This is a genomic window from Methylomonas sp. BW4-1 (assembly GCF_052474385.1).
In genome coordinates this window covers 4,402,976-4,429,312 of record NZ_CP184125.1, presented here as the reverse complement: position 1 = coordinate 4,429,312, position 26,337 = coordinate 4,402,976, and the positions used below count along the sequence as shown (strand labels likewise).

The 26,337-nt window shown below is 53.5% G+C and carries 23 protein-coding genes and 1 pseudogene; 2 read left to right on the top strand and 22 right to left on the bottom strand.

Features of this window, described 5'->3' with window-relative positions; all coding sequences use genetic code 11:
• Nucleotides 1-52: 52 nt before the first annotated feature.
• From cobT to ACH5Y9_RS20470, 9 genes are all read right to left on the bottom strand, one after another.
• The gene (gene cobT, locus ACH5Y9_RS20510) at nt 53-1,093 is read right to left on the bottom strand and encodes a nicotinate-nucleotide--dimethylbenzimidazole phosphoribosyltransferase (RefSeq protein WP_445367392.1); all 1,041 of its coding nucleotides are present in this window, start codon (nt 1,091-1,093) and stop codon (nt 53-55) included.
• 6 nt (nt 1,094-1,099) lie between these two features.
• Complete coding sequence (cobU, locus tag ACH5Y9_RS20505; RefSeq protein WP_445367391.1) at nt 1,100-1,627, bottom strand: bifunctional adenosylcobinamide kinase/adenosylcobinamide-phosphate guanylyltransferase; 528 nt, start codon at nt 1,625-1,627, stop codon at nt 1,100-1,102.
• The gene (locus ACH5Y9_RS20500; protein ID WP_319961020.1) at nt 1,620-2,063 is read right to left on the bottom strand and encodes a universal stress protein; all 444 of its coding nucleotides are present in this window, start codon (nt 2,061-2,063) and stop codon (nt 1,620-1,622) included. Before ACH5Y9_RS20500 ends, cobU begins: the two co-directional genes overlap by 8 nt.
• Nucleotides 2,064-2,071: 8 nt before the next feature.
• Nucleotides 2,072-2,581: a hypothetical protein gene (locus ACH5Y9_RS20495; protein ID WP_445367390.1), complete on the bottom strand. Its 510-nt coding sequence runs from the start codon at nt 2,579-2,581 to the stop codon at nt 2,072-2,074.
• 2 nt (nt 2,582-2,583) lie between these two features.
• Nucleotides 2,584-4,470 carry an ATP-binding cassette domain-containing protein gene (locus ACH5Y9_RS20490; RefSeq protein ID WP_445367389.1) on the bottom strand — a complete coding sequence of 629 codons (1,887 nt, stop codon included), beginning with the start codon at nt 4,468-4,470 and terminating at the stop codon, nt 2,584-2,586.
• Between the two features lie 291 nt (nt 4,471-4,761).
• The gene (locus ACH5Y9_RS20485; protein WP_445367388.1) at nt 4,762-7,059 is read right to left on the bottom strand and encodes a PKD domain-containing protein; all 2,298 of its coding nucleotides are present in this window, start codon (nt 7,057-7,059) and stop codon (nt 4,762-4,764) included.
• 476 nt (nt 7,060-7,535) lie between these two features.
• Nucleotides 7,536-10,643 (bottom strand): efflux RND transporter permease subunit, encoded by a 3,108-nt coding sequence (locus ACH5Y9_RS20480; protein WP_445367387.1) that lies wholly within the window; start codon nt 10,641-10,643, stop codon nt 7,536-7,538.
• Entirely contained in the window at nt 10,640-11,818 is a 1,179-nt protein-coding gene (locus ACH5Y9_RS20475) for an efflux RND transporter periplasmic adaptor subunit (protein ID WP_445367386.1), read from the bottom strand. Before ACH5Y9_RS20475 ends, ACH5Y9_RS20480 begins: the two co-directional genes overlap by 4 nt.
• Nucleotides 11,815-13,215: an efflux transporter outer membrane subunit gene (locus ACH5Y9_RS20470; protein ID WP_445367385.1), complete on the bottom strand. Its 1,401-nt coding sequence runs from the start codon at nt 13,213-13,215 to the stop codon at nt 11,815-11,817. Before ACH5Y9_RS20470 ends, ACH5Y9_RS20475 begins: the two co-directional genes overlap by 4 nt.
• A 240-nt stretch (nt 13,216-13,455) precedes the next feature.
• Between ACH5Y9_RS20470 and ACH5Y9_RS20465 the strand changes: the two genes are divergently transcribed.
• Nucleotides 13,456-14,199 (top strand): methylenetetrahydrofolate reductase, encoded by a 744-nt coding sequence (locus ACH5Y9_RS20465; protein ID WP_445367384.1) that lies wholly within the window; start codon nt 13,456-13,458, stop codon nt 14,197-14,199.
• A gap of 312 nt (nt 14,200-14,511) precedes the next feature.
• On the opposite strand, the gene ACH5Y9_RS20460 is transcribed toward ACH5Y9_RS20465, so the two are convergent.
• The 6 genes and pseudogenes from ACH5Y9_RS20460 to trpD form a co-directional block, all read right to left on the bottom strand.
• Nucleotides 14,512-15,552, bottom strand: coding sequence for an IS481 family transposase (locus ACH5Y9_RS20460; protein ID WP_205450216.1), 1,041 nt, complete (start codon nt 15,550-15,552; stop codon nt 14,512-14,514).
• A gap of 110 nt (nt 15,553-15,662) precedes the next feature.
• Nucleotides 15,663-16,461: pseudogene (gene trpC, locus ACH5Y9_RS20455) on the bottom strand (indole-3-glycerol phosphate synthase TrpC).
• 359 nt (nt 16,462-16,820) lie between these two features.
• On the bottom strand, nt 16,821-17,915 hold the full coding sequence (locus ACH5Y9_RS20450) for a hypothetical protein (protein WP_033157515.1): 1,095 nt from the start codon (nt 17,913-17,915) through the stop codon (nt 16,821-16,823).
• A 489-nt stretch (nt 17,916-18,404) separates the two neighbouring features.
• Nucleotides 18,405-18,710 carry an addiction module antidote protein gene (locus ACH5Y9_RS20445; protein WP_445367383.1) on the bottom strand — a complete coding sequence of 102 codons (306 nt, stop codon included), beginning with the start codon at nt 18,708-18,710 and terminating at the stop codon, nt 18,405-18,407.
• A 3-nt stretch (nt 18,711-18,713) separates the two neighbouring features.
• Entirely contained in the window at nt 18,714-19,010 is a 297-nt protein-coding gene (locus tag ACH5Y9_RS20440; protein ID WP_445367382.1) for a type II toxin-antitoxin system RelE/ParE family toxin, read from the bottom strand.
• A gap of 39 nt (nt 19,011-19,049) precedes the next feature.
• Nucleotides 19,050-20,066, bottom strand: a complete 1,017-nt coding sequence (gene trpD, locus ACH5Y9_RS20435; protein ID WP_445367381.1) for an anthranilate phosphoribosyltransferase — start codon at nt 20,064-20,066, stop codon at nt 19,050-19,052.
• 376 nt (nt 20,067-20,442) lie between these two features.
• On the opposite strand from trpD, the gene ACH5Y9_RS20430 reads away from it, so the two are divergent.
• Complete coding sequence (locus tag ACH5Y9_RS20430; protein WP_445367380.1) at nt 20,443-21,288, top strand: hypothetical protein; 846 nt, start codon at nt 20,443-20,445, stop codon at nt 21,286-21,288.
• A 66-nt stretch (nt 21,289-21,354) separates the two neighbouring features.
• Here ACH5Y9_RS20430 and ACH5Y9_RS20425 read toward each other — a convergent pair whose 3' ends face one another.
• The 7 genes from ACH5Y9_RS20425 to ACH5Y9_RS20395 all read right to left on the bottom strand — a co-directional run bounded on the left by ACH5Y9_RS20425 (nt 21,355) and on the right by ACH5Y9_RS20395 (nt 26,333).
• Nucleotides 21,355-22,599, bottom strand: coding sequence for a TIGR03862 family flavoprotein (locus ACH5Y9_RS20425; protein ID WP_445367379.1), 1,245 nt, complete (start codon nt 22,597-22,599; stop codon nt 21,355-21,357).
• A gap of 7 nt (nt 22,600-22,606) precedes the next feature.
• The gene (locus ACH5Y9_RS20420) at nt 22,607-22,864 is read right to left on the bottom strand and encodes a Txe/YoeB family addiction module toxin (RefSeq protein WP_171696943.1); all 258 of its coding nucleotides are present in this window, start codon (nt 22,862-22,864) and stop codon (nt 22,607-22,609) included.
• Nucleotides 22,861-23,097 (bottom strand): hypothetical protein, encoded by a 237-nt coding sequence (locus tag ACH5Y9_RS20415; protein WP_033157508.1) that lies wholly within the window; start codon nt 23,095-23,097, stop codon nt 22,861-22,863. The genes ACH5Y9_RS20420 and ACH5Y9_RS20415 overlap by 4 nt, the downstream gene beginning before the upstream one ends.
• A gap of 46 nt (nt 23,098-23,143) precedes the next feature.
• Nucleotides 23,144-23,629: a hypothetical protein gene (locus ACH5Y9_RS20410; protein ID WP_445367378.1), complete on the bottom strand. Its 486-nt coding sequence runs from the start codon at nt 23,627-23,629 to the stop codon at nt 23,144-23,146.
• A complete protein-coding gene (locus ACH5Y9_RS20405; protein WP_445367377.1) occupies nt 23,598-24,188 on the bottom strand; it encodes an anthranilate synthase component II in 591 nt (196 codons plus the stop codon). Before ACH5Y9_RS20405 ends, ACH5Y9_RS20410 begins: the two co-directional genes overlap by 32 nt.
• Nucleotides 24,185-25,693 (bottom strand): anthranilate synthase component I, encoded by a 1,509-nt coding sequence (trpE, locus tag ACH5Y9_RS20400; protein WP_445367376.1) that lies wholly within the window; start codon nt 25,691-25,693, stop codon nt 24,185-24,187. Before trpE ends, ACH5Y9_RS20405 begins: the two co-directional genes overlap by 4 nt.
• Before the next feature lie 403 nt (nt 25,694-26,096).
• Nucleotides 26,097-26,333, bottom strand: coding sequence for a hypothetical protein (locus ACH5Y9_RS20395; protein WP_445367375.1), 237 nt, complete (start codon nt 26,331-26,333; stop codon nt 26,097-26,099).
• Nucleotides 26,334-26,337: the final 4 nt, after the last annotated feature.

The following is a 26,337-nucleotide window of genomic DNA, read 5'->3' as shown; positions in this document are numbered from 1 at the left end:
AGCCCAAGGCCCCGCCATTGCGCTTGACGCAGCTTGCCAACGCAAGCCTATTTCAGGCAGTAGAGACTTGCGCCTGACTGAATGTGGCCATTTCATTGTGTAAACGACAGGCCATTTGCAGTAAGGGTACCGCCAACACCGCGCCGCTACCCTCGCCCAGACGCATTTGTAGATTCAACAACGGCTGAGCGTTCAAGGCTTGCAGGACGCGGGCATGGCCTTTTTCCGCGGAACAGTGGCCGTAAAAAAACCAGTCCACGCAGCCGGGATTGATCTCCACTGCCAGCAACGCCGCGACACTGCTGATAAAGCCATCGATCAACACCGGCAAACTTTGCTGGGCGGCGCTGATATAGGCTGCAGCTAGCGCAGCGATTTCAAAACCGCCCAAGGTTTTTAAAATACCCAAAGGCGACTGCAAAACGGCATGGTGGCGCTGCAAGGCCGAGTCGATGACACGGGCTTTGTGGTCGATTTGTCCGGCATTCAAACCGGTACCGGCCCCGGTAATCTCGGCGGCCGGTATCCGTAAACTGGCGGCCGCCAAAGCGCTGGCGCTGGTGGTATTGGCAATGCCCATTTCCCCGCCGATAAACAAATCGGCCCCGTTCGCCACAGCCCGCGCAACGGCAGCTTGGCCTGCGGCCAAGGCGATAGTTAACTGTTCGTCGTTCATCGCCGCTGTCCGCGAGAAATTGGCGGTGCCGGTGCCGGCTCTATGACTGATGACATCGGCTGAAGCCACCGGCTGTATCAGCCCGACATCAACAACTTCGAAATACGCATCGACATGCCGAGCCAACACGTTCACGGCAGCGCCACCGGCCGCGAAGTTTTTTACCATTTCCATCGTCACCACTTGCGGAAACGCAGAGACGCCTTCCTCGGCAATGCCGTGATCGGCGGCGAATACGCTGACATGGATTTTTTCCAGTTTAGGCATTGCCCGGCGCTGCATCGCCGCCAACCTGACCGCGCAATCCTCCAGCAACCCCAAGGAGCCGGGCGGCTTGGTCATTTGCGCTTGCCTGTTTAAAGCTTGTTGGTGATAAGCGGCATCAGGCGCGGCAATCGGCGCGGATAAACTGTTCATATGAAATTAGAGGTTTTTGAGAATTTGCGTCAAACCGGCGGTGACTAGGACCACTTTATCGCTGATTTGCGCGAGTCTTTGATGTAAAAAGCCGGCTTCATCGACAAAACGGCGCGTCATCGCGTCGGCGGCTACGACACCTAGGCCCACTTCGTTGCTGACCATAATCACCCGTTGCCTACCGGCCGCCAGCACCGCACATAAGGCATCGGTTTGTTGCCGATAGCGCTGCTCTTGCAGATTGCCTTGTTTATCGAACAACACATTGCATAACCAAAGTGTCAGACAGTCCACCAACAAGCAATGTTGTTTGCCGGCATACTCGCCAATCACCTCCGCCAAAGCGATGGGTTCTTCAATGGTTAACCAGTGCTGTGGCCGACGCTGTTGATGGTGCTGGATGCGGCTGTGCATTTCGTCGTCGCCTGCTTCAGCGGTGGCGATGTAGACCACGGGCAAGCCGGAGGCTAAAGCTTGTTGCTCAGCATAGCGGCTTTTACCGGAACGGGCGCCGCCCAATACCAGCTCAATCATCCGCCAACCGCACCGCCAGTACATCGCATTTAGCGTGATGCAGCACGCCGTTGGCAGTAGAGCCGAGTAATAAAGCAAAACCATGGCGGCCGTGCGAACCTACGACAATCAAGTCGGCCTGAATCTCTTCGGCTACCCGGACGATTTCCAGTTTGGGGCTACCCATTTCCAGATGTTGCCGTTCGGTAGGGACATTCAGTTTTTCGCCCAGCTCGTGCAGGCGTTTCTTGGTGGCATCCATCAGTTCCTGGGTCAGATCCACATCGAAGGGAATGATGGGGCCATAGGCCGGATCGGTAATCGGCAAATTATCGACCACATGTACCAAGCTCAGTTGGGCAGCGTTTTGCGCGGCGATTTGCCTGGCTTTTTCCGCAACTTGACCGCCATGTTCAAAAAAATCGGCCGCCAATAAAACATGTTTATAAATCGACATAATTCCTCCTAATCGCTAACAGCGATCTCGGTAAACAACAAAGTCATGACCTGTGTGGAAATCAGTATATATAAAAAAGCCAACGCCAAGCCGAACATCAGCGGCCTATCCAGGGCATGCCGAAAAATATTGCCGTTAACCAGCCAATGCCAGCCCATCAGAGCTATCATCGCGATGTATGCCACCTGACTGATCTGGGTATACAGACTGGCGACCGCCGGAATGGCGCACAAACTAATCACCACATCGGAACCCAGTAATGCCGTCAGGGTTTGCGGAAAACGGGCGGTTTTCCCGGAAAAATAGAGTAGCGGATAGCAAAAACCTATCATCAACACCGTCTCGGCGGCAATTTGCAGCAGGGCATGCGGCCAATCGCTATCCAGCAGCAAAATCAATAGATTAACCAGCAAATAGGGTATGAACATCAGCCGCATTAACCAAGGCGACGCCGGCACATCCTGTGGGCCTTTGCGCATAATGCAAATCTCAAAAAACAACACCATCAGTTGGTACATGATCACTCCGCTTGTTGTAGGTTTTCCTCCGCTGCCAGCCAATCCATTTCTGCCTGTTCCAGCGCGCTATCGATTTGGCCTTTCCGGCTCAGTAACTGCTTTAATTGTTCCTTATATTCCTCGGCATAAATGGCCGGATCGGCCAATTGTTCTTCCAGATCGCGCTGTTGCTGATGAAACTTTTCTACCGCCGCTTCGGCTTTTTTCACGGCGTCCAACAATGGTTTCAAACGCTGCCGACGTTCCGCATCGAGTTTACGCTGATCCTTGCGCGACACCCCGCCGCCATTCTCGTTGGCGACCGGTTCGTCGCCCGCTTTTTTCTGTTCGGCCAACCATTGCTTGTAATCGTCCAAATCCCCGTCGAACGGCTGGATTTTGCCGCCAGCCACCAATAACAGTTGGTCGGTTACGGAACGCAGTAAATGCCTATCATGCGAAACTACGACCAGAGCGCCCTGGTATTCCTGCAAAGCCACGCTCAGCGCGTGGCGCATTTCCAAATCCAGATGGTTGGTGGGTTCGTCCAACAGCAGCAAATTCGGATTTTGATAAACCAACATCGCCAGCACCAAGCGGGCTTTTTCGCCGCCGGAAAACGGTCCGACCGGATCGTTGACCTTGTCGCCGCGAAAATCAAAGCCGCCCAAAAAATTGCGCAAATCTTTTTCAGTCGCTTGTTTATCCAGCTTTTGCAGATGCCAGAGCGGGCTTTCTTCCAGGCTTAGCAATTCCAGTTGATGCTGAGCGAAATAGCCGATATGCAAATCCTGAGCGGTTTGTAGCTTACCAGTCAATGCCGGCATTTGCCCGGAAAGTACTTTGATCAGGCTGGACTTGCCGGCGCCGTTGGGCCCGAGCAAGCCGATACGGTCGCCTGGCGCAATCGACAGGCTGGCGTTTTTAATCACCACTTTATCGCCGTAGCCGATGTCGGCTTCTTCGATTTTCAGCAGTGGATTGGGCATTTTCTTCGGCGGTGGAAAACTAAAACCAAACGGTGAATCGACATGAGCCTGAGCGATCAACTCCATGCGTTCCAAAGCCTTGATACGGCTTTGCGCCTGTCTGGCTTTGGTGGCTTGCGCTTTAAAACGGTCGACAAAACTTTGGATATGGGCAATTTCGCGCTGCTGCTTTTCGTAGGCGGTTTGCTGTTGGGCCAGTTTTTCGGCGCGCATGCGTTCGAAGTCGGAATAATTGCCTGTGTATATTTCGGCTTTGTTTTGCTCGATATGCACGATGTGGTCGGTGATGTTGTCCAGAAAATCGCGGTCATGAGAAATCAACAGCAGCGTGCCGGGGCATTTGCCGAGCCAATCCTGTAGATAAATCACTGCGTCCAAGTCCAAGTGGTTGGTGGGCTCGTCCAAAAGTAAAACATCGGAACGACACATCAGCGCTTGCGCCAAATTTAAACGCATACGCCAACCACCGGAGAATGAGCTGACCGGCCGGCTTTCTTGCTCGGTGCTAAAACCCAGGCCGTTTAACAAACGTGACGCCCGAGCCTGGGCCGTGTAACCGCCGACATGATCCAAGGCCGCATGTAGCTCCGCCAATTTGATGCCGTCATGCGCTTGCTCGGCCTTATGTAACTTTGCCTGCAACGCACGCAGCTCTCTGTCGCCGTCCAGCACATAGTCAATGGCTGAACATTCCAAAGCAGGCGTTTCCTGAGCAACATGAGCGATTTCCAGATTCGGCGGCATGGAAAAATCACCTTCGTCGGCATGTAATTCGCCGCGAAGTAACGCGAACAGGCTGGATTTGCCAGCGCCATTGGCCCCGGTCAGACCGATTTTTTGGCCTTTATGTATCGTGAAAGAGGCCTCGCTAAACAGCAAACGGTTGCCGCGACGGATGGCGATGTTTTTGAAATTGAGCATGATGGTAAAAAGTTGGCTGAGTGCGACGCCGCACAATAGGGGAATTTTAGCGCGGGAGGGGGTTGCGCGTCTTTTGCAGTTTACGTGACGACGCAGAGCCGGCTATTTGCGGGCTTGTTGTTGAGCCGGGCAACAGAATCTTTTGGGAGAGGAGGGATAAGCCGCTAGGGGATGTAAGCGGGAGCGGCAATGTTTTTAAGGCTATCCCGATTTCGGATGAATTATCGTCAACCGGGACAACTCCGGAATACGTCGGGGACGGCCAAGAACCAGCCGCCCTCGAGCATTAACTTACCAGGACAAACTGCGTGAAATAGCGCCACTACCATCGTATAAGTAGCCATTTTTAACTACCTTGGTGACGGTGAACGCGCAAGTACCCTTGCTGTTGCTAGGTAACAGGGCACTGCTCAAACTGGTCGAGCCCTTTGTGCCGGTAATGGAATAGCTTGCCCCGGTCACATTAGTTTTGCTGGTGCCCGAGGTGACTGAGCCACTCCAGGTACCATAAACGCCGGCGCCGGTAATGGTCGATGTTCCGGATTTAACGGTAATGTTGGCGACGCATTGCGATTTACCTCCGCTTAACAATTTTCGAGTCATCACGGTACTGGCAACTTTCATATTCATCGCTACGACACTTTGCGCCGCCTGAATACTTTGTGTGGTGCTGGTTTTCAAACCGCTGCTATCGGTAACGGTTAGTGTTGCGGTATAGGCGCCAGGGGTATTGTAGATGTGACTGACCGATGTGCCAGTTGTTGCCGCAGAACCATCGCCGAAATTCCAGGCGTATGAAGCGATCGAGCCGTTTTTAGCGCTTGAGCCGGCACCATTCAATGTAACATTGAGCGGAGCGTCGCCGACAGTTGGCAGCGCCGTGATGACTGCTGAGGGTGGCACCAGCGCCACAACCGGGTAATTGCCGGTAATTTGGTATTGGCCAAGGCTGCCGTAGTCAGAGTAACCCGTAGTTAAGTCGCCTTTGCCTACCCCTTCGATTTTCAGGAAATATTTTCCGGCGTTGAGCGAGACGTTTAAGGATGCCGCCAAGCTGTCCACCGGATTGGCTTGGGCCACCGTTTTGCCTTGCGCGTCAATTAACGTTAACAACACATCCAAATTGGGCGCTATTGCATCGGGTGTAACATTCAACTGCGCGCTGCCCCCGCCGGTTGAAAATACGAAAACGTCGACGTCCGTTGTGCGCTCGATGATGCCACTTTGTGAAACCGCACTGGCGTCGCCGGCTAATGGTGCCGCACTGGCAGTTGTGTCAGGGAAGTCATCGGGCCGCACAGACGCACCCGCAGCGTTTATTACTGCAAGATCATCCTGTAGATTGTTGGCGCCCGGATACTCGCCTTTACTCCATTGTGCGACAGGTTTGTAGTAGCCCACTCCCATGATCGGCGCCCAGCCGGTAGCACCGCTACCATGGCCGGCATAGTAGCCGGTGCTGGCATTGCCATCATGATTGAGGTTTAAGTTATGCCCTACTTCGTGTGAAATAGCTTCTGCAACATATTTGGGATAACCGTTGCCCAGTTTGTCGAAGAATACCCAGGCGGGCCGATAGCGTTCCGGGTAGGCGGCTGAATAATATGAAAACACATTAACGTAAGCCACGCCGCCGCAAGTTTGGTTGCAAAGTTCCGGCATAGACCGGGTCACCACGGCTCGAGTGCCGTACTGAATGTCACTGGTGCTACTGCGCCTCAAGGCATCCAAAGTGGGCTCCTGGGTCGTCACGTCAACATCGAATGGGGCGTAGTCTTCCGCTACCCGTTGCCATATTTCGCGAATGTTATTTAATTCCGTAGTGCTGAAAGCGCCCGGGTTCCCGTCTATATCATAGGCTTGAGCGGTAAGCGTAGTCATACTCCAGGCCGTGTTGGTTGCGACGTGGCCATTGAAGTCCAAATAAATAACCCGATTGGAACCAGGCTTGCTGTGCAGGGCGAATGGGTCGGCAGTGGCCGTACTGGCTACGCCGCTACCTGCGCTGGTGACCGTGGCGGTTTCTTGCTCGCCTTGTCCTTGAGTGATTTTGGTATGCTCATCGATATAAAGCAGGCGGCCGCTTTCATCGATCCAGGCGGACGCATCGGTGCGCAATATATCTTCCAGGCGTTCGCTGGACATGTCGTAGGCTTTCGCCACATCCCCCAGCTTGTCGCCCAATGCGTCGATAGCTGCCTGACCGTTCTTTTTGCCTGTTAGCGTAATTTGCGGAAACGCCATTTCAGTTTCCGCTTCGGCCAATTCGGTAATCTTGGCTGATGAACTTTGCGATTTTGCCCTGACCACGTCGAAGGGGTTTTCCATGCCCGATCCGTTTAAACCCGAGACAAATGCTTGAACCCGGCCATCGGCAAGCAGGGTCAGCCCGTAGTTATAACCGATCAAAGCGCTTTCGGCTTCTTGTTGCGAAGAAAAGTACAGTGGCTCTGCAGATATGCCGGCGGCTGATGCGGGTAATTCGGTACTCAAATCATTTTCGATGGTCGCTTTCTGCTCAATCGGCGGCGTGGCGCAACCCACTAAGGTAGTGATGACGGCGGATGCGATGAATGTTTGTTTGTTCATGGTGGACTCCCGTGTATGGAAAGATCACTGTACCCATTCTCAAAATCGGCAGGCACAGGCGAGTAATACTGACGACAAAGTAAAGAACAATGTGCCCAAAAATTCTGAGATCAGAGTGGCTATTTTAAAAAGAACGGAAAAAACTGAACGGCGCCGACCTTTCCCAAGGTAACTCATAACAATACCCAAGCGCCGCTCCCCTGAAAGCGCGGGCCCTTTGCAATCACCTTACTAGATCCGCGCATACACAACGATGACAAATGTTTTCAGACCTCCCTAAAGCTATGATTGTCGTAGTTGAAAATAGCCGTCACTGCCACCGTACCTCGCAGCATAACACCGGCTTGATAGGATTGCCTTACAACGCGAATCCGCCGCTAATTTAGTAAGCGGTGGCAACACCGCTACCTGTCAAAAAAAACCGCCACCAATGTATCAGGCCAAACTTACCGCTTTGGTTTTTACCTAGATACCACCTACCGTCTGGCCCCCAAAATCGCATAGCAAACCGGCGTCAAAATCAAGCTGGCTGCCATCCCGATCAACAGGCCGGCTGACAGCGACAAAGTCATCGGAATCAGGAACTGCGCTTGCTGGCTGGTTTCCAGTAAGGTCGGCAAAAAACCGGCAAAGTTGGTTAGAAAGGCCAGCAAGATCGGCCGGAAACGGGCGATACAGGCGGCGCTGATCAGCTGTTCCACCGGGGTATCTTCGTCGCCGTGCTGACGAATATAATCCAGCAGCACCAGGCTGTCGTTTACCACCACGCCACTAGCCGCAATCATGCCCACTAACGATTCCATCGACAAGGGCAGTCCGGCCGCCCAATGCGCCAGCACCGCGCCGCTCCAGGCCACCGGTGCGGCCAACAGAAAGATCAGCGGTTTGCTGTAAGATTTAAACGGCACCGCGATCAAAGCATAGATCACCAACAGCGCGATCAAGGTATTTTTACCGAAGGCCGCCAGCATCGCTTCCTGTTCCTGTCGCTGCTGGCCGATTTGCACATTCAAGCCGGGAAACGCCTGCTCCAGACGCGGCAAAGCACTGTTCTCGAGCTCGGCGTAAATGCCGTTGACATCGGCCTTGGTCGGATCGACGCGGGCCTGCACCTTCAATACCCGATGCCGGTCTTCGCGATTCAGCCGGGAATAGCCTTGCACCAGCTTGATCTCGGCCAGATCGTTCAGCGGTACGCTGCTGCCGTTCGGCAGGCGCACCGGTTGCGCCTTCAACGCATCCAGCGATTGCCGTTGTTCCAGAGGATAGCGCACCATCACTTTCACTTCGCGGCGGCCGCGCAGGAAGCGGTGTACCTCCTCGCCGTAATAACCCTGGCGGACTTGCTCGGCCAGTTGTTCCAGGCGCAAGCCCAGGCGTTCGGCTTCCGGCTTTAACGCCAGCCGTACTTCCGGTTTGCCCGGTTCGGACGAGTCGATCACATCGTAAACCCCGGGAAACGCTGCCAATGCCATTTTGAGTTGCTCGGCGGCGGGTTGCAGCAGGCTTGGGTCGCCGGAGCCCAGCAGCAACTCGATGTCGTAAGGCACATCGCCTTCTTTATAAATAAAATCCACCTTGCCCCGGCCAATATCGCCGATCCGTTGTCGCCAGTCGCGGATGAAGTCTTCAACTTTCAAACGCCGGCGGCCTTCTGCCGAGAATTCCAACCAAATACCGGCGCCATGCTCCCAAATAATCGTTTCCACACCGACAATCACACTCTGGTCGTTGGCATGAGCGGCGTGCATATTTTGTCGGCTTGCCTGATCCACGCCGTCCAGTTCGTCGCGTAAAGCAAACAGAGCTTTTTCCACTTGGGTTGCCAGTGCTTGAGCCTCGCTGTAAGGCGCACTCTGCGGCAATTGCATCGATACCCAAAAACTATCCTTGGTGACGTCCGGATTAATCGACTGCCGCACCCGGTCGCTCAGCACCAAGGCCGTGCAAATTGCCAGCAAGGCGATGAACAAGGCCACGGTCAAATAACGCCAGGCCAGTGCGGCTTCCAACAGCGGCTGGTAAACACGCACGACGAAACGATCCAAGCTCTGATTCATTCGCTCGCGCAAGCGTTGTAAACGGCCGGGTTTGGCCTGGGTATCGATGTCGCCGACCAGATGCGATGGCAAAATCAGCAGGGCTTCGATTAGCGAGAACACCAGCGTCAAGATCATCACCAGGCAAATCGGCCGCATCAGTTGTCCTGCCCAACCCGGTAAAAATAGGCCGGGCAAAAACGCTACCAGTACGATTAATACCGACAGACTCACCGGTAGCGCCACCTCCTGCACCCCGTTAATCGTCGCTTGCAGCGGTGACTCACGGCCTTCTATCTGCCGGCTATGCACACTCTCGCCGATGATGATGGCGTCGTCCACCAAGATGCCCATCGCCAGCAAAAAACCGAATAAGGACAGCATGTTCAGAGAAATATCCAGGGCCGGCATCAGCCAAAACGCACCCAGCACCGAGGTAAAAATGCCGACGCCGGCCCACAGCGCCACCCGCAACCTTAAGAACAAGGTCAGCACCAGGCAGACCAGCACGAAACCGCTCAAGCCGTCTTCCAGCAAGGTGCCGATGCGCTCGTCGTAAGCTTGTGAATCGTCCCACCAGGTAATCAGACGCAAGCCGTCCGGCAATTGCCCGCGCATCTCTTCGACATACGCTTTGACGCGCCGGGCTACTGCGACGCTGTCCTGTTCGGCGTGAATCTCCCAACCCTGCGCAGTTTCGCCATTGTGATGCCAGGCCCATAAGCGTTCTTCCAGGCCGTCCTTGATGGTGGCGATTTGCTCAAGCCGCACTCGGTTGCCGTCCGGCAAAGTCTTGACGATCAAGGCCCCGACCGCGTCGGCGTCGCGGGCGCGGCCACTGACGCGCAATTGCAGCTCGCCGTCGGGATTCTTGATCAGGCCACCCGGCAGATCCACCGAGGCCTTACGCAAGGCTTGTGCCACGTCGTCCAGTGTCAGCTGATATTTGCGTAATTGATGCGGCAACACTTCGATGTCGATTTCATAGGCCAGCTCACCGTAGTTACGCGCGCGGCTGACGCCCGGAATCGCTGCCAGTTGTTCCTGAATCCGGTCGCCGTAACGTTGCAAGGTGGCGGCATCGGTAGCCCCGTGCAAGGCCAGCCAGATCACGCCGTCGTCGTCGTCCCGGCCTGCCGGCAACACCTGGATTTTTTCCAGCTGTTTCGGCAGGCGCGGAATGGCTTCCACCCGGCTTTGCAGGGTTGCCATCATCTGGTTTCGGTCGTGGTCCGGCAGAATTTCAACTTCGATCTTGCAGTTATCGCCCCTAATCTCGGCGTGCAGATGTTTAACGCCCGGCACATCGTGGATGGCTTCCTCAATGGGCACGCATACCGATTCCTCGACTTCCGAGGGACCAGCGCCAGGGAATACGGCTTCGATCACGATGATATTAGGGCTGAAGCGCGGAAATACTTCTTTATCGACGCCAAGCACACCCAGCACGCCGCCGGTCAGAATCAGCAGCATCAACAGATTGGCGGCGACCGGATTGCCGGCGAACCAAGCCAATAAACCCAATCGCTGGTTGGTGGGCATCATGGGGCAGCGTCAGGCTGCGCTTCGACTGCGGTGACTTTCATGCCGGCCACCGCCACCGGCAGTTCCGACACCACCACCCGCTCGCCGGGATTTAATCCGGCCTTGACGACGACACGCTCGGCGTCGTGGCGCAGCACTTGCAGCTGGCGGATTTCCAAGCGTTGCTCGGCGTCGACCAATTTGGCTTGTTGCAAACCGTTCAAAGCCGTGCGCGGCAAGCTAAACAAGCCGTCGCGGCGCACGCCTTCGATTTCGGCTTGCACGAATAATCCGCTCAGCAAGGGTGGCCTATCCGCGCTTTCCCGGAACGGCTCGGCGACTTGCGCGACCAGATAAAGCTGGCCGCTGTTGTCGTCCAGCGCCGCTTCGCTGCGCACGATGCGGCCTTGCCAGCTATGCGGCTGGCCGGCCAGTTCCGCGCGCAAGGTCACGGCCGGCCAGCGGCCGGCCTTGCCATTTTGCCCCAAAGGCAGTTCCAAAAAGGCCAGTTGCTCGGTGCTTATGGGTAGACGTACCTCGGCGACATCGCTGGCATAAATCCGTGCTATCACTGCGCCTGATGGCAGATATTGACCCAAGCCTGCTTGCTTGCTGAGCACCCGCCCGGCAAACGGTGCCCTCAATTCGCAGCGGCTGCGATTGAGTTTGGCCTTGGCCAGATCGGCTTCGGCGGCCTTGAGCTTGGCTTGCGCCTCGGCGAGTTGCGGCTTGCGTAGCGCCAACGCAGTAGGTTCGCCTTCGCCCAATGCTTGCCATTCGCTCTGTGCCTGCTCTACTTGCGCCTGTTCGTTGATCAAGACCCGTTGGGCCTCGGCCAGCTGGGCTTCGGCGGCGACGATGGCGTAATCGTAATCGCGCGGGTCTATGGTCAGCAGCAATTCGTTGGCGGCAAAGAAACCGCCGGCAGCCATCGCCGAATGTACCTGCGCTACTTTACCGCCCACTTCGGTGACCAAGTCAATAGTCTCGCGCGGCGCGACCACGCCTTGGGACATGACGTTCAGCTGCAAGCTTTGCGGCTCGACGCGAACCACATTGACCTTGGGAATCGTTGGTTCGGTGTTTTGCTGAACGGTATGCGGCTTGCCGGCGATAATCGCCCAGGCCGCGCCGGCCGCCGCCAGCAATACCAGAATCGGTAACAGGATTTTTAAATTGAGTGCATGCGGATTCAAACGCCACCGCCTAATGCCAGATAAAGGTTGATACGATTGTTCAATAATTGCCGCTGCACGGCCAAATGCGCGCTTTGCGCATTGAGGGTGCTGCGGTAGCTGTCGAGTAAAGTCAGGATTTCGATCAAACCCTGCCGGTAGGAATACACCGCCAGCTTGCGGCTGGCCTCGGTTTGCTCGACGGCTTCGCGCAAAGCCTGTTCCTGGGTGCGCAGCCAGGCTTCGGCGGCCAGCGCTTGCTCGACTTCGCGAAAGGCGTTTAAGGCCACACTTTGGTATTGGTTAAACGCTTCCTGGACTTTAGCTTCATTAAAGCGAATTTCGCCTTGCAGCCGGCCGCCGGTAAATAGCGGCTGGGCCAGGCCGGCGGCTAAATTCCACGCTGCCGCGCGCGGGTCGATGATCTCGGTCAAGGCCGCGCTGCCGGCGCCGCCGGCACCGGTCAGCGTCACGCGCGGCAACAGGGCTTTTTCGGCGCTTTCCAAGCGCGAGTCGGCGGCCCGCAAGCGTTTGAATGCGGCGATGACGTCCGGGCGGCGTTCCAGCAGCTCGGCTGGCAAACCGGCGCTCAAGGTTTCCGGCGGCTGCGGTAATTGGAATGTCGCGTCGAATTCTTGTTTAGCTGCATCATTACCCGGATACCGGCCCAGTAGGGTTTGCAGGCGCTTACCGATTAATTGCGCATCATTTCTAGCCTGGGCCAGTTGCGCTTGGGCATTTGCCAGATCGGTCAGCACCAAGCGCAAATCCAGGCCGCGGGTCAAACCCCGGTTGAAACGGCCGCGCACCAGATCGACAATGGTGCCGCGGTCCTTGACCGACTGTGCCGCCACCGTCGCTTGCCATTGCGCTTCAGTGAATTCGAAATAGGCTTGGGCAATCCGTGCGGCCAGCGATAATTGCGCGGCGCGATAGTCATCGCCAGTCGCCTCGGCTTCGGTTTCCGCCGCTTGTTGTCCGGCCTTAATCCGACCCCAGACATCCAGTTCCCAGCTCAGATTGAACAGCGCCGTAAACGCGCCGGATTCGCTGCTTTCGCCACCTATATTAGTCTTTGCGCGTTGATAGCCGGGTGTTAACGACAATTGCGGCCAGCGGCCGGAACCGGCGATAACGGCTTGTTCGCGTGCCGCATCGACGCGGGCCGCGGCACTTTTTAAATCAAAATTATCGGCCAGACCGCTGCTTACCAAGCCCGTCAGATGCTCATCATTAAAGGCGGCCAACCAGCTCGTTGCGGCCGCTTCGGCAAAATGGCCGTTGCTGCTCCAGTGTGGTGGTGCCTGAAAAGCCAAAGCATGTGGGTCCCGAGGCGCGGGCGCTTCGCAGCCAACAGTCCATAGCGCCGATAGAGCTGACAAAATCCATAACATCGGGCGGCAAGGTTTGGCGGGCATTAGGGCGGGAATGGCAGAAAAAATCCGATGAATAGAGGCGCGGTTATTGAGTAAGACGTTCAAACAGACCAAATCCCCACCGCAAGTGAAAAAATAATAGAGGCAATCCACTCGCCGCGATAGCTTGGGACCGACTAATTGTTCAGCAAGCCGGCTGGGCTTTGTTTTTACTGCGTTACAATCCATACTTTGCGCATCGCGCACGTTTCCCGTCAAATCTTTTAACTACCCAGCCACACGATGAATATTTCGTTTGAAATCGTCCCGCGCAGCCTAGAGGCTTTCGACCAGCAATACGCCTTTTTGCAAACTCTGGACAAAGGCATCAACATCATTAATGTCCCGGACATCCAACGCTTCGATACCCGCAGCTGGGAATTGGCAACCCGCGTTGATCGGAGCAAATACCGCTTTATTCCGCATTTTCGGGCGATAGACTTCAAAATCGACAGCGGCGAACTCTACCGCATTATCGAAGAGTATGCGCTGGATAGCGTGTTGTTGGTGTCCGGCGATCCGCCGGAAGGTTTGAAGCGGTCGTTTTACAATACCGATGTGGTGGATTTGATTCGGGCCGTGCGCCAGCGTTTCCCAAACTTACATATTTATGCCGGCTTCGACCCGCATCGCAGCGGCGTTCAGGATGAATGCGATTACATCCAGCGCAAGGTCGATGCCGGCGCCGGCGGCTTTTTCTCCCAGCCGTTCTACGACAGCCGCATGATCGACATCTACGCCGAGCATATGCAAGACCTGGAAACCTATATCGGCATCAGCCCGATCACCAGCAAGGCCTCGATGAACTACTGGGAAGTGAAAAATAAGGTGAAGTTTCCGAAGCGTTTTCGGCCGGATTACGACTGGAATGTGGAATTTGCCAATGGCGTGATTGCCTCGGCGGCAGCGAATGGTTTGAATGTCTATTTCATGCCGATCCGGATTGATTTGGCGCGGTATTTTGGGGCGATTAAATTGAGCGGGTAATGTTGACACCAGCAATAGTTCCCTCTCCTACTGGGAGAGGGTGAGGGGATAAATTAGAAAAAACTTTATTCTGATCCCCTCATCCCAACCTTCTCCCGGTGGGAGAAGGGGCTGACGCTGGCGTGAGGTATCGCGTGGGAACGCCGCCATGGACGCTCTGTGTCGTCCGGTAGATACTTTGATTTACTATCCCTAAACCCGGTTGAATGCCGCTTCCAGCATCGGCAGCCGGCATCAATCTAAGCCAAGAGTTAACCTGTATTAGCTCAGACCTGATCTGACAGTTACCGTTTTTGCGGGGTGTCTGTCAGATTAGATTTGGTTCAGATTTTTTTGAGCCCAAATCTGTTTTCCATCCAGCAAGGTATCCATCGGCGTTCTGCCGTTGCACATTCTGCCCTGATGAGTTCGGTCATTGTTGTAATAAACCAGCCATTCGTCCAGATCTTTTTGGAGTTCATCCAGGTCGCTATAGAGCTTTTTGCGGAACGTGACCTGATAGAACTCCTGCAAGATGGTCTTGTGGAAGCGTTCGCAAATCCCATTGGTTTGCGGCGACATGGCCTTGGTTTTGGTATGGTCGATGTCGTTGATCGCCAGGTATAGCTGATAATCATGCTGTTCGACCTTGCCACAATATTCTGTGCCGCGATCCGTCAGAATGCGTAGAACGGGTAATGCGTTGGCTTCGTAGAACGGCAATACTTTGTCATTCAGGATATCCGCGGCAGTAATCGGCGTTTTGGTGGTGTACAGTTTGCAGTGTGCGACTTTGCTATAAGTGTCCACGTAAGTCTGCTGGTATATCCGCCCAACCCCTTTGAGGTTGCCGACGTAAAAAGTATCCTGCGAACCCAGGTAACCGGGATGGGCTGTTTCGATTTCGCCGCAGGCTTGATCATCCTGCTGCTTTTTCTCCAACGCCGCAATCTGCGCATCGCTCAGCATTAACCCTTCGGCGGCTACCTTGGCTTCCAGTGCTTTAAGCCTCTTTTTAAAGTTCTCCAGGTCATGCCGTAACCAGATGGAGCGAACGCCGCTGCCGGATACGAATACCCCTTGTTTACGCAGTTCATTACTGGTTCGATGCTGTCCATGCGCTGGCCACTCAACCGCATAGGCTTTCACTGCCAGCTCAATGCTTTCATCGACGCGATTCTTCAGATTCGGAGACCGGCGGTTTTTGTCGATTAAGGCATCAATGCCACCTTCGGCTACCAGCTCTTGATAACGATAAAACGTATCGCGCGAGACACCCATCACCTTGCAGGCTCTGGAGACGTTATTCAGTTCTTGGGCTAAATTTAACAGCCCCGCTTTGTGTTTAATGATCGGATTGTTTGTATGGATCATGAGAGTTACCTTTTGTGTTTTGTGTAAGGATTCGACACCCCTATCAAAACCGGTAACTCTCATCTTTTCAAGTCGATGTGTCAGATCAAGTCGTGACTAATACAGTTAACCTAAAAAAACAACTCGCGCATTTTTTGCCCCGGCGATTCGGCACGCATAAACGCTTCGCCAACCAGGAAGGTATAAATACCGTTATCCTGCATCAATTTCACGTCGGTCTGGGGTGTGGATGCCGCTTTCGGTGACGATCAACTTGTCGGCCGGGATGGTATTTTTCAAATCCAGCGTGGTTTGCAAGGACACTTCGAAGGTGCGCAGATTGCGGTTGTTGATGCCTATCATATTGGTGTTGAGCTTTAGCGCTCGTTCCAGTTCCTCCGCATCATGTACTTCGGTCAACACGTCCATGCCCAAGCTAGTGGCGGTGTCGGCCAGTTCTTTCAACATCGCGTCGTCCAGTGCTGCGACGATCAACAAGATACAATCGGCGCCCAAAGCTCGCGATTCGTGAATTTGATACGGATCGATCATGAAGTCCTTGCGAATCGCCGGCAGCGGGCAGTTTTGCCGCACCATTTGCAGATTGGCTTCCGAACCCTGGAAAAACTCCTTGTCGGTCAGCACCGACAAACAAGTCGCGCCGCTGAACGCATAATCCACGGCAATTTCCACCGGCTTGAAGTTCTCGCGGATCACGCCCTGGCTGGGCGAGGCCTTCTTGATTTCGGCGATAATCGCCGGCTTTTTCTGATCGGCCTTGCTGCGTAGCGCCGAATAAAAGCCGCGCGGGCCTTGCACGGTGCCGGCTAATTCTTCCAGCATCGACAATGGCGTATTGCTTTTGCGGCGGGCTACTTCTTCGGCTTTTTTGGTTAGGATGGTTTTTAGGATGTCTGGTGTATCGGTCATTGTTCTTGTTGGGTTTGTGTCGCTAAGGCGACGGTTATTTTAACATCGGGTCTCGGCCCGATAGCCGAGGTACTTTCTTTTGCTTGGCCAAAAGAAAGTACCCAAAGAAAAAGCCACCCAGATGCCGCTTATATCCTGCGCTCCGAAGGGTTTGAACGGGGTTTTCGGAAGGGCTATCCCTAGCCCTCCGAAAACGAGCGGCATCCCTGCCGCTCCCCTTCGGGCTGATCCGTTCAAACCCTCCAGTGCTCGGCGCGGCATAAGGGATAAAACCGTCCCGGAATTACAAACAATAAAATCGGTATTGGTAGATACTGTTACCCAGTATTTTTTAGGTTTTACTTCGAAACAATAAAAATTTACATGCTAAAAGCAATAGATAATCTTTGGGTAGTTAAGCTTACAAGATGTTCTGATTGGGACTTGTTTCTTTTTGGAGGTAACGCATACATGGATGGCGAACGATAGTCGGTAAACTCGAATGTGTATGCGTACACTAGAAGTGGCATATTTCTTTCGCTGGCTTGTTTAATGATAGGCTCGACATATTCCATCATATTGCGTGAAGAAAAACTTGTAGCACAAATAATCCAATTTAAATGCATTCCTTTTGTTTCTCCTGCAACACTAAACTTAGCGTTATCAGTTCTTTTTATTAGGCCTTCAGCTAATATAGCAATATGTATAAAGTCTCGCGCAGTCATATCGGCAAAATAACTTGAAATAAGCTCCCTGCCAGATGAGTTGGAAACAAGCCTATCCCCAATCGGAGCAGGAAGCCTGTTTAAATTTATCATTTCATAAATGAATGAAAAGTCATTTTCATTAAGACTTGAATCATGCCGAAGTTTGAGTATTGAGTCTAAGTCTTGTTGTTTTTTCTTAATTAATATTGATAATCTTTCATCGCCTAACGGATTATGATTTAGTATTGCACGGCGCGGGTTCGATGAATACTTATAAATTAAATCTAATAGATCGACTACAGTTCCATGAAAACCAGAAATAGCATGTATCAATGACTCTGGAATTGTGCACGTATATCCATAAGGTTTGTTCTTGGCAACCTTGTGAAATACAATTCCAGTTGAATGGGACACCACTGACAATAATACGCAGTAATTTATTTCCTTAAAAGAAATTGATACAGAATCACCAAATCTATTTATTCCATTAAGTTTTTGATTAGACTGATGCCTCCAATAGTGAATCCATTTTCTTGCTTGTTTAAGGTTATGTTCATCTTGCTTCTCGAGAGATTTGTTGCCAGATGTTAAATAAAATAGTACCAAAACCCCATTTCCAAACCAAGCTAAATCACAAGGTTCTTTTTCTTTATGCTTTTTTTCACCTTTCTTGTAATTTTGAGGTATATAAATATTTTGGGCCCCAAAAGACTTTTGCATTAGCTCTTCTAAAACACTTTCTTGATGACTCTCTAACTTTAAACTCATATCTCGTATCTGGCGTAATTGAGTTGCTTCGCGACAAAGAGTCCGTGGGCTGGGTTGAGCGAAGTAAAACCTCGCTTAAATATATTCTTGCTGGGTTTCATTTTCATTCAACCCAGCCTACGAAAACCTCAAAATATTAGACGCTTTCGAATTTCCCTGCGGGGTTTTCACCCCTATGCCGCGCCGAGCACCGGAGGGTTTGGACGGGTCAGCCCGCAGGGGAGCGGCAGGGATGCCGCTCGTTTTCGGAGGGCTAGGGATAGCCCTTCCGAAAACCCCGTTCAAACCCTTCGGCGCGCAGGAAATAAGCGGCATCGGGGTGGCTTTTTCTTTGGATACTTTCTTTTGGCCAAACAAAAGAAAGTATCTCGGCTGTCGGGCCGAGACCCGACATATAAAAAACCGTCGCGATAGCGACACAAAATTAGACCGCCTGAGAATACCCTATCAACGCCTCAAACTTACCCAATGCATTCCCTCAGAGGAATCTCATGCCGCTATTGTCTGCACCGTCAACTTAACCCCAAGCGCCTTACAAACTTTGGCAATGGTCTCGAAGCGCGGCTGGGCGTCGGCACGTAAGGCTTTATACAAGGCTTCGCGGCTGATGCCAGCGGCATTGGCAATTTCGGTCATGCCTCGCGCTCTGGCAATGCTGCCGAGTGCATGCGCCAAGGCAGCAGGATCATCTTCTTCCAGAACCACGGTCAGGTATTCGGCAATGGCTTGATCGCTATCCAGATGTTCGGTAATGTCAAACACGGGTAAATCGGCGATTTTGATTTTTTCATTCATGATTCAGTCCTCCAACAACGCGGCTAGGCGCTGAGCTTTAGCAATATCGGCGGTCTGACTGGATTTATCGCCGCCACCCAGCATCACAATCAACACCTCGCCCCGCTGCACGTAGTACATCCGCCAGCCCGGACCAAAATGTTCACGCATTTCAAAAACACCCTCGCCTACGGCTTTCACGTCACCGAGTTTGCCTTGTTGGGCTTTTTCCAGTCGGCGCGCCAAACGGCGACGGGTCAACCCATCTTTCAAGCCAAACAGCCATTCGCTGAATACGGGGAGTTGTTTGATTGTGTACATGCAGAAACTGTAATCGAACGATTACATTGCGTCAATAGCTTACCCAGCTTTGGAATACTCGATCAACGCCTCAAATTTCCCCAACGCACTCCCATCCGCCAACACCTGATGCGCTCGGCGAATGCCGGCATCCAGCGAATCGGCCAAATCGGCGGCGTAAATCGCCGCGCCGGCGTTTAATGCCACAATGTCGCGGGCCGGGCCGGCTTGGTTATTTAATACCGCGCGCATAATTGCCAGGCTATCGGCTGCGCAAGTAATCGACAAGGTTGCCAGGCTGGCGCGCGGCATGCCGAATTGTTCCGGGGTGACGGTGTAGCTGTGCACGATGCCGTCGATCAGTTCGGCGACGTCGGTCGGTGCGGCGATGCTGATTTCATCCAGGCCGTCGCGCGCATGCACCACCAGCACATGCTTGCTGCCCAGTTTTTTCAAGACTTCCGCGACCGGAACCAACCATTGTTTATCGAACACGCCGATCAATTGATGCGGCGCGTTGGCCGGATTGGAGAGCGGGCCGATCAGGTTGAACAGGGTGCGCACCCCCATTTCCTTGCGCGGACCAACCGTGTGGCGCACCGCGCTGTGATGTTTGGCGGCAAACAAAAAGCCGACGCCGATGTCGTTGACGCATTGCGCCACTTGTTCGGCGGGCATATCCAGATTGATGCCTGCTGCTTCCAATACATCGGCGCTGCCGCAGCTACTGGATACCGAGCGATTGCCGTGTTTGGCCACCTTGCCGCCCGCCGCCGCGACCACGAAGGCCGCCGTTGTCGAAATATTGAAAGTGTTGGCACCGTCGCCGCCCGTGCCGCAGGTGTCGATGACATGCTCTCCATGCACCGGAACCGGCCGCACCAACTCGCGCAATACGCTGACCGCCGCGGCGATTTCCTCGATGGTCTCGCCCTTGCAACGCAACGCGATCAAAAAGCCGGCGATTTGCGCGTCGGTCAGCTCGCCTTGCATCATGGTACGCATCACATCGCGCATTTCCTCGGTGCTGAGGTCTTGTTTATCCAGAAGTTTTTGCAGCGTGGCTTGGATTTGCATGGAGTGAATAGCCGGTGTTTTGGTCAAGGCAGGGATGATAACAAACGACGGCTCATATCGAAAACCTTGCGGGCCGTGAATCCCTCGCGAGCGAGGTCGCTTGCTTACACCATCTCGAGAACGGGTAGATAAAAAGGCGATTTTATTCCAAGCCAGCTTATAAATTTCAAGTTTTATTGACTTAGCACATTGATTAAGCCGTTATGTTTTTATGGTAATTGACGGTGGTTAACTTAGCTGTTAAATGACGGTCAAGACTAGCATTTTAAATAAGCGGCTTGTCGCAAAGAGCTAGTCTTGATCAGCATGGCAACGGTTTTTGGCCGTTTGGCCGTACGCTGAAAATTTGTGCTCGTTAATCAATGGAGACATTACCATGAAACACCTTGCCAAGCCGATTCGGCGACCTTACTTTAAGACTAATCTGTTCAGCATTCTGGTGCTATCGCTTTGCCTTGCCCAATCTGCTGAGGCGGCGACGGTTTCTGCGAGCGCGGTCATCGACTGGAGTACCTTTAAAATTACCGCCATTGATATTGGCAATGGCCTGCCAACTGTGACCTGGAGCAATCAGAACGACACTAGCCAAGTGAATACTGGTTACTACTACAACACCTATGATAGCGCGGCAAATTGGAGCTCAGGGACTTCGACTACAGAGACACTGTCCACATCGACCTATAGCAGATCTGCTTCCAGCGCTACATCGATTAATCAAATCAATGCCAATGCCACTCTGAACGGTTCTTTTCCGTATCAAAGTTTATCGGCCAGCAGCGGTAGCCAGCGATCCGGCAGTTTTACCGTGCAAGGCAGCGGACTGTTAATTTTCGAAGCGAACTACAGTTTGATGGGGGACCTGGGGGCCTCAAGTAATGCGTCGGCAAGCTCCAACGCAAGCTTCAATTTGAGTTACTACAATGGCGGAAACTCCGGGTCAGTCAACCAAAATGTCAATCAGTACCTATCAACCGGCTCCGCGCCCGTGACGGAAAACGATATATTGTCTGTTGCTTTGGTCTTTAAAGACGGTTGGAGCGGAAGTTTTTCCGCGAATACCAGTGCATCGGTTTACGGGTACGACTACGGAACCGGAGGCGGCGGCAGCGTACCGCTACCGGGGGCTTTCTGGCTATTTGGCAGTGTATTGGCCGGAGCCGCCTCGTTGCGGTCGGCTAATACAATGCGCAGAATGCGGCCATTCGCAGAAGTCGCACGCTAAACAAGATGTTGAAGGGGTGGCGCCGGCTACCCCTTTTTTGCGTCCGGCTATGGAGTGGGGAGTTCTTTAAAACTTTTGATGCCGGTTTAGCCAGTCACACACGCCCAGTCCTGCACTGCGGCCGGTAGCGAAGCAAGCCGAAAGCAAATATCCCCCGGTCGGCGCTTCCCAATCCAGCATCTCACCGGCGACAAAAACGCCGGGTAGCGCGGTAAGCATCAGATTTTGATCAAGACTGTTAAAACTCACGCCGCCGGCGCTGCTGATCGCTTCGGCGATGGGCCGGGCGGTCTGGACGGTGATGGGCAAGGCTTTGATCGTCTTCGCTAGAATGGCGGCATCGGCAAATTGCACTTGACTGAGTACCTCACGCAGCAAGGCCGCCTTGACGCCGGAAATACCCAGCCGACTCTGTAAATGGCTGGATAAGGACCGGGAACCCCTGGGGCGGCTGATTTCGGCCAACACCCGTTCCGCATCGCGTCCGGGCAGCAGGTCAACCGTGAAGGTGGCGCTGCCGTGAACATGCAGATATTCGCGCAGCCGCTGCGAAAATGCGTAAATCAGGCTGCCTTCCACGCCGTGCGTGCTAATCACCATTTCGCCTTGCCGTCGTTCGGTGTGGCCCTGGATGTCGGTAAAGGTTAGCGTGATCGATTTGAGCGGCGCGCCGGCAAACTTCTCGCGCAGATGCGCACTCCACGCCACCTCAAACCCACAATTCGCGCTTTGCAAGGGTGCAATTTCCACTCCGCGCGCCTGTAACCAAGTCACCCACGCGCCATCCGACCCTAGTTGCGGCCAGCTGGCACCGCCCAAGGCCAACACGGTTGCTTGCGGCTTGACCGAAATTTCGCCATCCGGATTGCTCAGGCGCAGCGAGCCATCGTCATTCCAGCCCAGCCAGCGGTGGCGCATATGAAAGTGCACACCGTTTGAACGCAAGCGATGCAACCAGGCGCGCAGCAAGGGCGCGGCCTTCATCTCCGTTGGAAACACGCGGCCGGACGTGCCGACAAAGGTGGCTATGCCCAAGCCTTGCACCCAGGCTCTCAGGGCCTCCGGAGAGAAGGCGTTTAGCATCGGTTCCAGTTCGGCGCGCTGCGTGCCGTAGCGAGTCAAAAACGGCTCGAACGGTTCCGAATGGGTAATGTTTAATCCACCCTTACCGGCCATCAAAAACTTACGCCCGGCCGACGGCATCGCGTCATAAACAGCGACGCTTAAGCCGGCCTGGCTGAGCACTTCGGCGGCCATCAAGCCGGCGGGGCCGGCGCCGATGATAATTGCTGAATAGCTAATGGCGGCCACCTTGGAATCAACGGTAATGATATTTGCACGCGACGATTAGGCACTCACCATTTTGCACCCGGTAAACCAAACGATGTTCCTGGTCGATTCTCCTAGACCAAAATCCTTGCAGCTGATGCTTCAAAGGCTCAGGTTTACCCAATCCACTATGAGGATTGCGGGCTATGTCGTTAATCAGCGAAACGATACGCTGGTAGATTTTTCTGTCGGTTTGCGCCCATTCATTGAAGTCTTGAAATGCACTTTGCTCGAAAGCGATTTTCATAGCTCGGATAGGTCAACGCGAACGATATTTTGCTTTTGCTCGATATTGTTAATGGCTGTTAGCAAGCGTTCGCTGTTAACCGGATTTTTCAGCAAATATGTGGTTTCGTCTTCTTCGGCCTCCAAGCTATCGCAAATGGCGATTTCCACTACTTTATCGTGGAACAAGGCTTTAACAGATTGCAGAAAATCGTCGTTAAGCTCGCTGGCTTTGAGTTTGTAAGTCGTGTACATGTTAATGCGCTCCGGAAATTTTGAGTTGGCGGTAACAAAGTCAGCATTAGTAACAGGAATTGCCGTTACTCCCTAATTCAAGAAGAGACTGGTTTTTAAAACTTGGGAAATCAGCATATGACATGTACAAGGTTTTTTCCCTAGTTTTCAACCAAAGGCCATGACTGGAAATTTGGGTTACTTCAACGCTGAAAGCTGTATCGCTATCCGGAGTATCCGAGTTGGGTGTCGTAGAATTTCTTCGGAGCTTTGAAATTTCCTGCCAAATAATAGTCATTGCGGCTAAACCCAAAATGAATTGAAACCAAAAAGCAAACCAGAACCATCCGGGACGCTTGTCAATATGAATAATCGCGCTACTGCGACCAAAGCCGATTTCGCCGGTAAACAATGCTTCCAGACAACGGTATACGAAATATAAGTCCCAAGCGAAAATCAAGAACCAAAAGCTCAAGCCAAGCAATGTTGAAATGCAAGGCCTAGCTCCTGTCATTTCAATTTTACCGCTCCAAAAAATTCCGCAACATGTCATGCCCATGCTCGGTCAGGATCGACTCGGGATGGAATTGCACGCCTTCGATGTCCAGCGTTTTATGTCTTACGCCCATGATTTCGTCGATGTTGCCAGTCTCGTCCTGGGTCCAGGCCGTCACTTCCAGGCAATCGGGCATAGTCGATTGCTCGATCACCAGCGAATGGTAGCGAGTGGCGGTGAACGGGTTGCTCAGGCCTTTGAACACGCCCAAATCTTTGTGATACACCGGCGATACTTTGCCGTGCATGATTTGCTTGGCGTGGATGATGTTGCCGCCGAAGGCGTAGCCTATGCTTTGGTGGCCCAGGCAAACGCCCAAAATCGGGTATTTGCCGGCGTAGCGGTGGATGGTTTCCACGGAAATGCCGGCTTCCTTGGGTGTGCACGGGCCGGGGGAAATGACGATTTTGTCCGGGCGCAGGCCCTCAATGTCTTCCACCGTCACTTCGTCGTTGCGTACCACCACCACGTCGGCGCCCAGTTCGCCGAAATATTGCACCAGGTTGTAGGTGAACGAATCGTAGTTGTCGACCATCACCAATCTGACGCCGCTCATGTTTGTGCTCCTTTAGATTGAGCCGCGCTGCTCAGGAGGCCGGCTTCGGCCATGCTGACGGCGCGGAACACCGCGCGGCCTTTGTTCATTGTTTCATCCCACTCGTTGCGCGGCACGGAATCGTAAACGATGCCGGCGCCGGCTTGAATGTGTAAGGTTTGGTCTTTGATGACGGCGGTGCGGATCGCGATCGCGGTATCCAGGTTGCCGGACCAGGAGATATAACCGACTGCGCCGGAATAAATGCCGCGCTTGACCGGCTCCAGTTCGTCGATGATTTCCATCGCCCGAATTTTCGGTGCGCCGCTGACGGTGCCGGCCGGAAAGGTGGCTGCCAATACGTCGAAGGCATTCTTGCCCTCTTGCAATTCGCCGGTGACGTTGGAAACGATGTGCATCACGTGCGAATAGCGCTCGACGATCATCTTGTCGGTGAGTTTGACGCTGCCGATTTTGGCGACGCGGCCGGTATCGTTGCGGCCCAGGTCGATCAGCATCAAATGCTCGGCAATTTCTTTCGGATCGGCCAGCAGTTCCTTTTCTAGTTCCAGATCCTGCTCGTGGGTTTCACCGCGACGGCGGGTGCCGGCAATCGGCCTGACAGTAACTTCGTTGTCTTCCAGCCGCACCAAAATTTCAGGCGACGAGCCCACTACATATAGATCGTCCAGGTTCATGAAAAACATATACGGCGACGGATTCAGGCACCGCAAAGCCCGATACAAATCCAGCGGCGCGGCTTCAAATGGAATCGACATGCGCTGCGATAATACCACCTGCATGCAATCGCCGTCGGTGATGTATTGTTTGGCTTTTAACACCGCGTCTTCGTAGCCTTGCTGGGTAAAGCCGGAGACAAAATCGTGTTCGTGCACGTGCTTAACGGCAGGATGCGCTTGCGGATTGGCTTGCAATTCACGCAGCTTCACCACCAGTTCGTCGAGTCTGGCCTTGGCGTTTTCGTAAGCTTGGGCTTGTGCCGGATCGGCATGGGTCAGCAACAGCATTTTGCCGGACAGGTTGTCGAATATCAGCAAATCTTGCGACACCATCAACAAAATGTCCGGCGCGCCGATAGGGTCCGGTTTGCCGCTGGGCTTTAAACGCGGCTCGATATAGCCGATGGTTTCATAACCGAAATAACCGACCAGGCCGCCGTTGAAGCGCGGTAATCCCGGTACGTCCGGTACCTTATAGTTTTGCCGAAATTCTTCTATCCATTCCAGCGGTTGAGCGTGCTCAAAAACTTGGGTGTCCTGGCCGTCTTTTTCTACCGTGATGCGGTGGCCGCTGATTTTGATACGGGTTTTGCAAGGTAAGCCGATGATCGAATACCGTCCCCACTGCTCGCCGCCGTGTACGGACTCAAACAAGTAGGAATAAGGGCCGTCGGCCAGCTTTAAGTAAGCGCTGAGCGGCGTGTCCAGATCGGCCAGCACTTCGCGGCAGATCGGGATGCGGTTGTAGCCTTGTTGGGCGTATGCGGTAAATTCGGCGGGTGTCATTATTATTCTCTTGAAGCAACCGGTTGTGCGACTCGCGATTGTAACGCACAACGCGCCCAGCAGCGACCCGCGCGGCTGAAAACTGAGCCTACTGCGAAATTGTAAACTGCTTGGACGTCCAAAATTAAACTGGCTGCACGTTGACAGCCTTATATTTTGCCCTCTATCTATCGGGCTGATAAAAATGGAGTTGTTACAGCGTGACATTGGGGCGCTGGAGCAGGAAAGGCATCAGCGCTTGGGACAAGACGAGGCAGCAGCTGATCAAGGGCCTTCGGCAGCTGATAGCCCTGTCGGCAAGGTTAAAACCTTGACGGTGAGTAGAGGGCTTGGGCCGTCTATGCGCATGTAGGGCCGTAGCAGTCGGCGGAACCTGTAAGCGGTTCCGCCTGATGGATTTGAGTTAGGTGGATTTAATGTGTAACTTAATATCTAGGTCTTTCCCTGAAGCTTTCTCGATTGCCTTTAACCACTCGCCCCACACTGCTGGATCAGCAGTATGCCCATCTTCTAACAAGGACATTCCACCAAGTAAACCACCTATATCACCTGAGTTTGTCAGCTCGTATTCGTTTTCGAGGAATTTATACATTGCAGCATAAGCTGCCTTTACAGTTATTTGATCATCTTCATTAATCATGAAA